Genomic DNA, 12,423 nt, shown 5'->3' with positions numbered 1-12,423 from the left:
GCGCGCGCTTCGCTCCGCGAAGACGACGCGCCGTCGCTACGCGACGGATACCTCGCGATGCTCCGCATCACTGACGCTGCGTCACTCCGTGACGCAAGCCGGCCGCTCCGCGACCGGCGCTCGATTCGCTTCGCGATCCGAGCGTACGAGAGCCCGCTCCGCGGTCTCTCTCGACGGAGTTCGCTCCGCGAACTCCTAGGGCTGGCTACCAAGATGGGGCGGGGTGGCCGATTGGCTGAGGGCTCGGGCCTGCTCGGCCGGCAGGTGGCGTGAGTCGTTCTCATGCCGAGGGTGCGGGCATGAGGCGTGCGAACCGCCTCCCCGTCAGATCTTCACGGTAGCACTTCCAGGGTGCTTCCTTAGTGGGATAGTGGGCAGAAAAATTACGGGATCTCTGAGAATTCGGGGCGCTCCTCTTCGGGAGGAGCGACGCTGGCTTCGTTGAGGATGCTCTGGATCAACTGGCTTCTGCTCTCGGGGAGTTGACCGTTCTTCTGGGCGGTGCGGATCTTGCAGAGCCAGGGGCCGATCATTACGCGTTCTCCGTCGACGTCGATCCCCTCCCGGGCGCCAGGAGGGCGGCCGTGTCGTTCCACGAAGGCGCGCAGCAGTGTGGCGGTCTGTTCGAAGGAGCGGCGTTTTCTGGTGTTGGGGGTGCTGAGTCTGGCGGGGGTGGTGGTCTTCTTCGCCTTCGTTTTCGTCGTGAGGGTGATGTGTGTGGGGGTGAGGCCGAGGCGGGTCAGGAGGCGGCGTTGGTCGTCGTTGAGGGCGCCCCAGGTGGTGAGTTGGTGGTGGAGCCAGGTGCCGATTTTGACGTGGTCGATGACGGTGTCGCGGTGCAGGGTGGCGGGGTCGTGTCCGGTGTGGAGGTGGCGGGCGAGGAGGTGGTATTTGCGGTGCCAGTCGGGTCCGTGCGGCAGGAGCCAGTCGGGGTCGAGGGCGGTGAGACGTGTGTGGCGGGCTTCGGGGAGGCGTCCTTTGCGGGCGAGGCCGCGCTGGTCGACGAGGAACTGGCCGCCGGGATCCTGGGCGGGGATGGCGAGGTGACCGTGTTCGGTGTGGAAGGCCTCGACGAGGGTCATGTTGGATTCGAAGGCGGCTTCGTGCTCGTCCCAGATCATGCCGAGGTTGTCGAGTTCGGCGACCCAGTCGGCGCTCAGGGTGGATCGGCGGCGGGCGGTGCGCTGGCCGGCGATGAAGGCTCCCAGTCGGTAGCCGTAGGCGTCGGTGTAGTCGACTGGGACCTTCAAGTGACCGTGTTCGGCGTGGTAGCGGAGGGCGGCGGCCAGGCCCGCGCGGCGGGGCGCGGAGAGGACCGCGCCGGTCGACGGCCAGGCCAGCAGGTCCATCGCGCGGGCGATCGTGCCCGGGTCGAGGGTGAAGTCGAAGCGGAACCGGCGGGTGATCAGGCGGTGGGTGACCTCGTCCAGGTGGTGCGCGGTGGCCTTGCGCGGGGCGCGGGCGGCGATGGTCTGGTCGTGGTGGCGCAGCGCGGCGGTGATCAGCCAGAGAGCCTCAAAGGGGGTGTCGAGGAGGTCGGTGGGATCAGAGCCTGGTGGGGTGTAGGCGGGGATGATCAGACTCGCCGTCTTCACCTTGGTGGTGGGCGGTTTGCGCAGGGCGCGGCCCAACGCTTGGACGATGCGGCGCACGCTCTCGGTGCGGGAGGCGAACACGATGGCGTCGACGGCTGGCAGGTCGATGCCCTCGGAGAGGACCTGGGCGTTGGTGATCACCGCACGGTCGGCGTTCGCGAACTGGTCGAGGAGCGTGGTGCGTTGGTCGGGGGTGTGGTTGCCGTTGATCGAGGAGACGGACAGCGTCCCGGCCCAGGATGGGCGTTGGTCGGGTGGGAGAGTGCGCAGGGTGTGCCCGAATTGGCGGGCGAAGTCTTCGGCGTCGGCGACCTGTTGGAAGTAGACGATCACATGCTTGAGGTCATGCTCGCGCATGGCTTTGAGGACTGCCAGGTGCAGGGCGGTCGTCCGGCGCGCAGTCGGGGCGAAGCCGGCGTGAGCGCGGTCGGGGTCGGCCAGGACGGTACGCAGATCGGTGTCGGTGATCGTGGGGACCAGGAGTTGGTAGTCCGCGAGAACGCCGTCCTCGATCGCCTCGGCGTGGGTGTAGGTGTGCAGGCGCGGGCCGAACACCTTGGGGTCGTCCATGGAGGCGATCAGGGACGGGGACTCCCAGGCGGGGGCAGTCGAGGCGGTGCGCTTGGGCTGCGGGCGGGTATCCGGGGCCTCGGCCAGGCGCGGCGCCTCCCACTCATACGGGGTCGCGGTCAGATAGAGGCGGCGGTGGGTGCGGATCCGGGATTGGTCATGGACCATCGTCCATTCTTTGTCCCAGGACCCCGCGGTACGGTGCGCCTCATCGATGATCGTGAGGTCGAAGGCGGGGGCGGGGAAGACGGAGTGCTTGATCTCCTCGATCCGCGCCAGTGAGTCGAGGGTGACGAACACGGTCGCCGGCTCGCTGTTCTTGGCGCGCTGGGATAGCCAGTACGCCAGGTACTCCCCCGAACTCGTGGACGCCGCTCCGGCCTTGGCGAGTGCGGGGTGCTTGTCGGCGTTCAGCGACGACACCGCCATCAACGCCTCGGTGCGCCCGTCCGCGCGGGCCGCCGCCGCCCACTGGCCGATCAGATCCCGGCTGGGTACCACCACCAGCAGGAACCGGGCATCGAGGGCATCGGCCGTGCGCAGGGCGATCAGCGTCTTGCCGGTGCCGCACGCGGACACCATGTGCCCGCGGCTCCCGGGTTTCCTCAGCCCGCGCACCCCGCTGTCCACCGCCGCCTGTTGATCCGGGCGCAGCGTACGGCGAGGAGCGGGGGTGGGGGTGGAGGTGGTCTGAGGCTTCACCGCAGCGGGCTCGGGGCTGGTGGACATCGCGTGCAACCTCAACTCGCGCAGGAAGGGACGTTCGACGGCCATCCTCCCGCAGGGGCAGGAGGGGAGGTCACTGGTAGAGGAAGTCGGTCCACCACACCTGGAATCCGTCGACCAGAGCAACGGCGTTGTCTGCCACCTGACGACGCTGCGCGGTGTCATACGTGGCGAACAATGTGGTGAAGGTCGGCCCGGGGTTCTGGTACTGCGCGGCAAGCCTGCAGAAGAAGGGCGAGGGGCGGAAGACGGTGGTCGCTGCCTCGGCTTCGTCCACGAGCTCTCTGGGAAGTTCGCAGTACATCTCGGAGGCGATATAGCAGGCCCACTCCACCAGCGTGCGCGTCGCTGCCGCGTCGGCCGCAACGCGGTCAAGTAGCAGAGGGCGGCAGTTGGGATCAGGGCATTCGTCGACCGTCGCGTAGAACAACCCGTCCAGCAGAGCGGTGTCGGCCGTCGTCGGGCGGTGGGGGTGCAACTCGGACGGTGGCACGAACGTGCGTTGCCGACGGCGGACCGTGGCCGCCGTGTGCACATGGTCAGCGCCGATCACGATTCTCTCCACGGTCCCCTCCGGCGAGCGCGTTTTCCGGTGTCACGGTTCATGGTCGCGTGCCCTGGATGTGTGGCGGCCGTAGAACGGCGAACACGTCGCACATAAAACGATCTTCTAGTACGGCGCTCGCCCACGAGCAGCCTGTCGATCCGGGCTGGCGCCTGGGCCGTGGGCTGACCGTGATCCGTACCGTCGACCGTCATCTCCACGACCCTTTGGGGTCGTGTTCGGGCATCCGGCTGGGGTGGGCGAGTCGGCCGTTCGCCGCCTGCGCGAACCACGCTGCCCATCTGCTGATGAAATCGTCCGGATCAGCGATAGGCAGGGGCGTGAAGGGCCATGCCACCTGGTGCATGCCGAGAACCGGGCTGATGGCGGTGCGCGCCTCGTGGTGGGGGTGAAGGGCGAAGGGGTCCGTGGTTCCTGTGCCGGGGCGAAACGGAGTGTTCATGAACGCCGTCTCGAACCACTGGTACTGGCCTTCCACTTGGGCGTCGGCGTACCAGAGGGAGTGGCTGCGGCCCCCATAGCCGTGATGGTTGGCAGGGATCTTCAGGGAGAGGGTCGCGGAGGCGATGACGTCGAACGGCGCCGGCGCCGCAGGGGCGTGCCAGACCTCGGGCGCCGTCTGCATGAAGCCGGACAGGGTCAGCTGAGCGTCGTTGAGGCGGAGCGTCCATCCGGCCTGGTTGCCCCGGCGGATCTCCGCGCTCGGCGCGGCAGCTTTGAGGCTCGCGAGGAAGGCGTCGGCGGTGAGGGAGAAGGATGTTGTGGCTGCCTCGAGCAGGGTTGCGCGGCGGTCGGTCTCGGTGGCGTGCGCCGAAGCCCGGCGGTCGGCCTCGGCTTGACGTGCGACCGCGCCCTGGTTGGCCTGCGCAAGTGCGGCCAGCCCGCCGGAGGGCGGGGCGGAGGGGATCTGCGCCAGCCGGGCGAGCACGTTACCGGCTGCCGGACGTGCCTGCGGAGCGCGGAAGAGGCACTCGGTGATCAGCGCGGCCAGCAGGGGCGGGGGTGTGGTCGTGAGGGGTGGTGGGGTTCCGTGCAGGTGCTGCTCCTGGTAGTCGTGCTCGTCGGGTCCGGTGAAGGGGGTGGTGCCTTCCATGAGTTCGTAGGCCAGGACGCCCAGGGCGTAGATGTCGGTCGCGCCAGTGGCCCGCTGGTACTTCCAGACCTCGGGGGCCATGTATGGCAGGGTTCCTGCCCCTTTGTAGGTGTGCCGGGCGGTGGTCGCTTCGGCGTAGCGGGCGATACCGAAGTCGGCCAGGCACCAGCGGCCGTCGAGCAGCAGGATGTTCTCCGGCTTGAGGTCGCGGTGGACGATCTCGCGGTCCTGGAGGTCGGCGAGTGCCTGGGCGACGTCGGACAGGACGGCGATCGCTTCGTTGAGGGGCAGTCGTCCGTGCTCTTGGAGGTGGGCGCGCAGGGACGTCTCGGCACGGGGCATCACCAGCACCCACTGGTCTTCGTGTTCGCCGCTGTCGATGACCGGCACTACGTTGCGGACGCCGTCCAGGTTGGTGAACAGCATCTCGCGCTCGGTGCCCGGCCGTTGAGGGACGAGTTTGACCGCTGCTTGCTCGCCGGCCGCGTTCTGCGCCTCGAAAACGGCGCCGAAGCCGCCGTCCCCGATGGATCCGCCCAGGGTCCACTGTTCATTCAGTACCAGCTTCATGGCGCGTGTTGTCTCCGTCGTCAACTGATGTGCCGTGGGGCGGTTTCGTCCCACTTCCTATTCTCTCTGGCCCCACTGACAACGGGTCAGCGCTCCCACGCACGCCGTGTCCGCTGTCAGGGGGCTTGGACACTGCGGTAATCCCTCGACTGCGTCCTGCCCGCGTGGCGGACGGCAGACTGGCCGGAGGGCAAGAAGCAGCCGTACTGGCGGCATCGCGAAGCGGCCCACCGCGCGATTGCTCAATTCGGGGCCGAACAGGAACTCATCGACAATCTCGGCAAGCGTTCAGGGGCTTTGGAGCAGCGGGCGCTTCCGCGGAGCAGTGGGTATGGCAGCCAAGGCGATCAATGCCCAGGCGCAGGCCAAAACTGGCGGACCTCGGCGAGCTCTCCCTCGTCGGCCGGGATGCCGAGTTCCATGGGCACCACGGCCACGAGCGCCTCCATCACGGGGCGAGTCTCGACGCCGTGGCGCTCGGCCAGGTACTCGCCCGCGCGGTCATCACGGCGGATCGCGGCGAGGAGCTCGGATCCGGCTCGGTCATCATCTGCTCCCTGGTCTTGAGTCAGCCGGTGGTCGGGGTGGAACGTTTGGGCCTCGTGCCGCCCGGACGGGCGCGCCTTCGCCCCCGCGACGGGCCGGGCGCCGGGAGTTCGTGCAGCGCGCAGATGCGGGCTGCTTCGCCGACGGCCTTCTGGTCCCAGCCGCTCAGCCGCAGCGGTCCCTGGCCGCGGGCCAGCCGGTCCAGGTTCCCGAAACAGTGCGCCGCCTTGATGAGGTCCGCGGCCCACGCCGGTGCTGGTGTCGCGCCGCCGGGTGCTGCCTCGGCGTCCGCCCCTGGCCCGGCGGGGCTGGGCAGCTGGGTGACCGGGCGGCCGGTGAGGATGCGCCAGGTCAGCGCCGCGACGTGCACGGGGTGGGCGATGCGCGCGTGCAGCCGGTGCGCGAGGAGCAGGGTGTGCTCGTCCGGCCCGCACCCGAAGCGGCCGGGTGCGGGCAGTTCGAGCACCACGCCGTCCAGGCGGCGGGAAGCCTCCGCGAGAACGGCGCGCGACGGCGGACGCCGCACCGGCAGCCAGAAACACGGCTCGCCCGGACGGGGCGGGAACTGCGCGGTGGCCTCCCACCACGCGAACCGGCCGGCCGCGGGCGCGTCGGCCAGCCCGGTGGCGGCCAGGGCCCGGCGGGCCGCGGGCAGGGTGTGCACCTGCTCGTGCGCCACCGCCGGCAGGGCGGCGGCCAGGGCGGGCGGCAGCGGGCCGTGGCACAGTAGGGTCAGGCGCATGCCGGTCAACTCCCGCAGGGCGAAGAGGTGTTCAAAGTGCCGGGAGCTGATGCGGTGGGCACGGGTGATCACGACATGGCCGATGCGCAGCGCCACCGTCCAGGCGGCCACCGCGCGCCAGGCGATCTCGGCCTGGGCCGCCCAGCCGACGGCCTCCGGACTCCCGTGGGACGGGAGGTGTTTGCCCATCGAGCGCAGCAGATCGTGGGCGAGGGATGCGGGGGCGACGGCCACGGGGGTGGGGTGGACGGTGATGCGTCCGCGCGCAGGGGCGTGGGCGAGCGCGGCGGCGGCCATGAAGGCGTAGTCGTCGCCAGCGTCGTGGACCACGGTGAGCGGGGGCAGACCGGGGCGGGTGCCCTCCGGTGACCACGTCGGGCGCCACGGGCCGCCCTCCTGCACCGGTCCGGCCGTCTCGTACGACGTCACCGCCCGTCCCCTCCCGCCGGTGGCGGTGTACCGGCCGCCGCGGCGTGCGGTACACCGCCACCGGCGGGAGGGAAGACCGCGGGCAGGGGATGATCGGTCAGCCCGAGGGCGAACAGCACGTCGGGGTGCGGGGCCGGCTCGCCGCCGAAGGGAGCGAGCAGCCCGCGCCCGGCCAGGCGCGGGAGTTGCTCGGCGGGCACGGCGTGGGGAACGCCATGGGCAGCCGCGTGCAGCAGACCGGTCAGCGCGATGGCCTCGCCCGGGCTGAGGCTGGCGGCAGTATGGCCGCCCTCGTGCAGGTTCTGCTGCTGTTCGGCGGTGAGCAGGCCGGGCTGCACCGCCAGGTGGAGGGTGGTGTCGGTGTGGACGAGCCGGTGCGGGCCCGCCTGCTGCTCGAGCTGGACGGCCAGGGCCCCAGCGGCCCGCTGCAGCCGGTGCGCCGGCCACTGAAGGGCCGAGGCCAGGTCGTCGGGGTGGACACGGCCGGTCTGCAGCAGGGCGGCGTGCAGCACGGTGGCATACGGGGCCTTCCCCGCTGGCGGCTGCGGGCGCCGGGTGGGCCCGCCCTCGTGCAGCAGCGAGGCGGGGTCGGTGTCCAGGGCGCGGGCCAGAGCGAACAGTGCTGCGGCCGAAAGGGTGCGGGGGTTGAGGCGCTTGTCCCAGTCGGCGGTGGGGATGCCGGTCAGGGCGGCCAGGTCCTCGTCGGTGAGATCGCGTGCCCGGGCGCGCTCGCGGCACAGCGCCAGGTCGAAGGTCATCACGTCTGTCGTGTCCCGCCCGTCGAGCGGCAGTTCGTCCCTCATGGGCGCACCCGGCCCAGGCGCGGCAGAACATCCAGGGTGGGCAGGGTGGGGGTGTGCAGGTGCCAGCCGCGGGCGGCGGTGTGCCAGTCGTCGTCGGTGTGCGAGTGGTTCAGGGCGGGGACGGCCAAGCCCGCATCAGCGATCAGGGCTTCGAGGCGGGGCGTGGTGCCGAAGCAGTTCGCGAACAGGCCGTGCGCAGGAGCGGTGCGCGGGGTACGGCGGCGGAATGCGAGCGCGGCGGCCAGCAGCGGGCGGGCGCGGGGCGGAATCGCGTACAGGTGCCGCGCCGTGGGCGGCGCGCCGGGGCTGATCCGACGGTCACGGTCAATGGCCATCTGAGTGGCCCCCTCGTCGATGCCGGCGATCGGCGTCATCGCCAGCAGCGCGGTGGCGGTGCCGGTGAACAGCAGGGCCGCGACGGCGGCGGCGCGCAGCGGGTTGGGCAGCCGCATCGTGATCGTGTGCACGGTGCGCGGGGTCAGGGGCACGGTGGTGATCCCGGGACCTGCGCGGCGGGTGAGGTCGTCGGGCACATTCAGCAGCACCGCACCGGTCAGCAGGCCGGCCTGGGCGCCGCGGACGCGGGCCACGGTGTGCTCCGGGCTGGGACTTGAGACGGTCAGCCGGGACAGGAACAGCCGCAGCGCCTCACTCTCGTGCAGGTCAAACGCGGTCGGCTCGGCCGGACCGACGTCTTCGCTGCCTGCGCTGCTGGTGGGAGCGGGTGGCGCCTTCGCCGGCAGGGTGCGGGCCAGCCAGGTGCGGGCGGCAGCGTAGCCAGCGCGGTACTGGCCGTCGGTGTGGGCGAAGTCGGCCCCGTTCTGGCGGCGCCAGGCCTGCGCGCGGAAGGCGGCAACCGAGGCACGCGGTACGGCGGGAAGGGGGTAGGCGTGATCGGGCGGGGGCGGGCCGATGGGCCGGCGGGCGGCGGGCGGGCCGATCGCGTCGAGGATCGCCTCCGTGCCTTGCACGTGCACGACGTCCGTCATATCGGCGGCGGCCAGGTGCTCCGTCAGGTGCCGGATGCCGGCCGGATCCGGGGCGTGGGCCACCAGGGTGAGGCGGATACCGGTCTCGGTGCGCCAGACGGTCAGCCGGCGCAGCCGCTCGACGGTGAGACGGTGGGCGCGCAGCACGATCGCCTCGTGCACGCCGGTGGCCAGGCTCCAGCAGGTCACCGCTCGCCAGGCCGGGTCGGTAGACATCCGCTCCGCACCCTCGCGGGAGAACCCGGACCGGCCCATCGCGCGCAGCACATCCAGCGCAAGGTAGGCGGGGCTGGTGGTGTGAGGGGTGGGATCGACGGTGATCCGGCCGGGGGCGGGATCAGCCCACTGGTAGGCGGCCTGGTGCACCGTACGGTCGTCCTCGCCATCCAGCAGCAGCCGCACCGGCCCCGCCGCGGCGGCCGCGGGCGGGGGCGGCGTCGATGCCGGGCAGGCCGGTACACCGCCGGCGGCAGCAGCGGGCGCCAGCGTCGTCATGTGCACCGTCCGCCGTCGATCCGGTCGGCGACCGCCTCGAGCAGCCGCCCGTCGGGCACGTCGGCACGGGCGCGGACCAGCAGCTGCCGGGTGTGATGGGTGATCACGGCCCAGCGTCGCAGCGCGCCGCTGGCCAGCCGGGCATCCAGCGCCATCAGGACGCCGGCCTCGACGCCCCGCCACACCGGGTGCAGCGCGGGCACCGCGAGCGGGACCTGATCGCGCGTGAGCGGCTGAACGCGGAGCCAGCCGGAGGTCCGGGTGGCGAGCATCCGCTGGGCACGCAGGCGCCGCTCCCCTCGGCGAGCGCCGACGAGGACCACACACAGCCCACCCGGGGCACCGTCGTGCAGGAAACGCAGGTACTCCATGCAGGACGCCGACAATCGGTGGGCGTCCTCGACCACCACGATCCGCGGCCGATCGGCCAGCGCGTGCCGGATCAGCGTGTCCGCGGCCCCCGGATCAGCAGGCGCCTGGCCGGGCAGCCCCAGGGCCCGGTGCAGAGCCGTACGCAGGTCCACCGGCGCCGGCTGCGCCCTGAACTCCAGCGACAGCAGCGAGCCGAGCTCACCCAGACGGCGTGCGGCGGCATGGACGGCAAAGGTCTTGCCGACCCCGGCGTCGCCCAGCACACACAGGAAACAGCGCTCGGCCGCGGCAGCGGCGAGCGCTGCGCCCACCGCGAGCATCGCCGGGGTGAGCAGCGTCCGCATCCCCTCAGCACGCAGAAAATGCAGGCCGGACAAGGCAGCGTCGTCGCCCAGGACGGCGAACGGCCCAGCCGCGGCCGCCTCGCCCCACACGGAGTGCGCGGAAAACCCTGGAGCCTCGGTGGACTCGGTGGTCAGCATCGGCCCAACGCCCAGTCCACGACACGGTCGTCGATCTGGTCGGCCCCGAAGTACTCCATGCCCTTGAGGACATGCTTGGTGACCTTGACCCATTCACGGAACGAGCCGAGCGCGTACTGGGTGTCGATCCGCTTCAGCAGCGCCTCGTCCACACCCCGCCACACCGGGTGGGAGTCGGGGACCGCCTTGAGGATCTCGCCCTCGGTCATCGCGAGGATCTCCAGCCGGATGTAGATCCGGGAGGCCAGCGCCGGGTCGCTCTGCAGCGTCTCATAGGCCTCGCGGCCGCCGACGAACACGATGGCGGGCTTGGGCTCGCAGTTGTCCCACAATTTGCGCAGGAACTCGAAATTCTCCCTGCGGTACTGCTGCGCCTCGTCGCACACGATCACATACGGGCGCCGCGGCAGGGCCTCGCGCAGCAGCTTGTCGAACGCGGTCGGCGTGCCGGGCATCTTGCAGCTGAGATTCATCTGGTGGAACAGCTCCTCGCGCAGGTCCTTCGGCCCCGGGCGGGAGCGGGCGAAGTCCAGCGGAAGGATCAGGTCCGGGTTCATCTCCTGAATCGTGGCCCGGGTGGAGAAACTCTTCCCCAGCCCCGGGTCGCCGTAGATCACGGACATCGCCTGCGACTCGACGGTGTCGATGACGGTGTCCTTGATCTGCAGCAGGGTGTCCGTGGCGACCAGTGTGGAGTCCTTGAGGCCGAGAAAGTGCTGCGGACGCAGATCGGGGCGGCGCCGCGATATCTCGCTCTCGGCCGCGGCGGCCGGCTGGCGGCGCTGGCCAAGGTGCTTGCGTTTGGGGGCAGTTGTCATGAGGCGTCCTCTTCGGATGGAGTGTCGGTAGATGTGGTGTCGGGGAGGTCCTGGCCGGGGCGTTTCCACGCAGCCGGGACGGGGGTCAGTGGCCGGTAGGGCTGGGTACGGCGGCGCGGCGTGTCGGGCGCCTTCGTGCCCTCCAGTTCGGCGCGGGCCTCGGCCTCGGTCATCCGCAGAGCGCGGACGGGCACCTCGGGCCGGGTGGACGGCAGATGGCGTTCCTGCTTGCGCTCCGCGGAGCGCTTCAAGGCTTGCCGCAGCCGGCTGCTGTGCTCGTCGCGCTCCAGGAGCACCTTGGCGCGCAGTTCCTCGCTCGCCTCGTCGCTCAGGAAGGCCCGGCCCAGATAGCGGTTGCCGCGGAAGGTGTACAAGTCGATCTCGTGCGTGTGGTGCGGCATCCACCGCACCCGCACCTCCAGACCGATCCGGCCCACCCCGTTCTCGGGCATGTAGCAGCGCTTGTTGAACTCCACCCCATGACTGGTGATCTTGTGAACCCGGTGGTCGCTCTCCAGCATGAAGGCGCGCAACTCGGACGCGCTCGGCTCGGGCCGGATCTCGGTGGGATCCGCCTGCCAGGCCTCGAGCGGCGTCATCCCGGTGCGCTCGATGACGTGCCCGGTGTTGTACTTATGGACCCACTGGCCCAGCAGGCCCACGAACGCCTCGAATGTCAGCGGCGGGTCAGTGTCTCCGACCCGGCGGCGGTGATCGAGCCGGGGCGCCTTCGTATAGCGGGGCAGATCGGCGAAGAACCGCGTCATACTCGTACGGTTCAGCCGCTCGATCCCGCCCTTGTGCCGGGCGCTGCGTACGCGGTGGACCGGCACGCCGAGGAGTCCGAACGCCCGACGGACCGTCTTGGACAGGAAGTCCGCGCCGCCGTCCACACGCACCAGGCGCGGCAGCCCGCCCGCCGGACCGTAGGGATCCTCCCGCAGCACCGACATCCGCACGGCCGCCAGGACCGAACCCCGGTGCGCAGAGCCGGGAGTGACGGCCCAGCCCATCACATAGCCGGTGCCGCGGTCCTCGAACCATGTCACCCACACCCGCGACGGCTTCCCGTCGGGCATCATCACCACGGTCTCGGCCTGCTTGTGATCGCCTTCCCACACCTCGTTCCGGGCCGCCTGCGGGCGCTGGAACGCCGGGTCGAAACCGCGGGCCGCGGGGATCCCCTGGCGCAGGCCCGCCATGAAACCCGGATCGAGATCCCGGGCGATCGCATCATGCAGCGTCGTCAGACCCGGCGGCCGCTCCCCCGCTGCCACCGCCAGCTCGACCAGCCGCTCGTGAGCACGCTTCACATTGCCCTGGCAGTCGGCGAGGACGTCGACGATCTCCTCGGTGACACGGAAGCGCCGGCGTTCCGGCTTCTCCACACTGCCGGTCTCCTCCGCCTGCTTCAGCCAGCTCCACACCGTCCTGATGTGCACACCCACCACCTCGGCGACCAGCCGCACATGCGCCGTCGTCAACTCCCCCGACGCACGCAGCCGCAACAACTCGCGCACCGCGGCGGGACGCAGCTCGTCTCGATGCCGCCCCAAACCGTCCACGGCCCCAAGGGCCTCGCCCGCCGTCACCGGAGCCGGCAGGCACGCACAGAGCAGACCGGTATC

9 protein-coding genes are annotated in these 12,423 nt (G+C 71.0%); all 9 read right to left on the bottom strand.

Annotation, left to right across the window (positions count from 1 at the left end):
• Positions 1-383: 383 nt before the first annotated feature.
• The gene (locus ACF1CT_RS03970; protein ID WP_391782139.1) at positions 384-2,894 is read right to left on the bottom strand and encodes a Helicase associated domain protein; all 2,511 of its coding nucleotides are present in this window, start codon (positions 2,892-2,894) and stop codon (positions 384-386) included.
• Positions 2,895-2,964: 70 nt separating this feature from the next.
• Positions 2,965-3,444 carry a hypothetical protein gene (locus ACF1CT_RS03965; protein WP_391782138.1) on the bottom strand — a complete coding sequence of 160 codons (480 nt, stop codon included), beginning with the start codon at positions 3,442-3,444 and terminating at the stop codon, positions 2,965-2,967.
• Between the two features lie 202 nt (positions 3,445-3,646).
• Positions 3,647-5,119: a serine/threonine protein kinase gene (locus ACF1CT_RS03960; protein WP_391782137.1), complete on the bottom strand. Its 1,473-nt coding sequence runs from the start codon at positions 5,117-5,119 to the stop codon at positions 3,647-3,649.
• A gap of 568 nt (positions 5,120-5,687) precedes the next feature.
• Positions 5,688-6,836 carry a hypothetical protein gene (locus ACF1CT_RS03955; RefSeq protein ID WP_391782136.1) on the bottom strand — a complete coding sequence of 383 codons (1,149 nt, stop codon included), beginning with the start codon at positions 6,834-6,836 and terminating at the stop codon, positions 5,688-5,690.
• The gene (locus ACF1CT_RS03950; protein ID WP_391782135.1) at positions 6,833-7,639 is read right to left on the bottom strand and encodes a hypothetical protein; all 807 of its coding nucleotides are present in this window, start codon (positions 7,637-7,639) and stop codon (positions 6,833-6,835) included. Before ACF1CT_RS03950 ends, ACF1CT_RS03955 begins: the two co-directional genes overlap by 4 nt.
• On the bottom strand, positions 7,636-9,123 hold the full coding sequence (locus tag ACF1CT_RS03945; RefSeq protein ID WP_391782134.1) for a hypothetical protein: 1,488 nt from the start codon (positions 9,121-9,123) through the stop codon (positions 7,636-7,638). The genes ACF1CT_RS03950 and ACF1CT_RS03945 overlap by 4 nt, the downstream gene beginning before the upstream one ends.
• The gene (locus ACF1CT_RS03940; RefSeq protein ID WP_391782133.1) at positions 9,120-9,977 is read right to left on the bottom strand and encodes an AAA family ATPase; all 858 of its coding nucleotides are present in this window, start codon (positions 9,975-9,977) and stop codon (positions 9,120-9,122) included. Before ACF1CT_RS03940 ends, ACF1CT_RS03945 begins: the two co-directional genes overlap by 4 nt.
• The gene (locus ACF1CT_RS03935) at positions 9,971-10,795 is read right to left on the bottom strand and encodes an AAA family ATPase (protein ID WP_391782132.1); all 825 of its coding nucleotides are present in this window, start codon (positions 10,793-10,795) and stop codon (positions 9,971-9,973) included. Before ACF1CT_RS03935 ends, ACF1CT_RS03940 begins: the two co-directional genes overlap by 7 nt.
• A complete protein-coding gene (locus tag ACF1CT_RS03930) occupies positions 10,792-12,360 on the bottom strand; it encodes a Mu transposase C-terminal domain-containing protein (protein WP_391782131.1) in 1,569 nt (522 codons plus the stop codon). The genes ACF1CT_RS03935 and ACF1CT_RS03930 overlap by 4 nt, the downstream gene beginning before the upstream one ends.
• Positions 12,361-12,423: the final 63 nt, after the last annotated feature.

It is taken from the genome of Streptomyces sp. NPDC014734 (assembly GCF_043083325.1).
Classification (GTDB): domain Bacteria; phylum Actinomycetota; class Actinomycetes; order Streptomycetales; family Streptomycetaceae; genus Streptomyces.
This window is presented reverse-complemented; position numbering and strand designations above follow the sequence as displayed.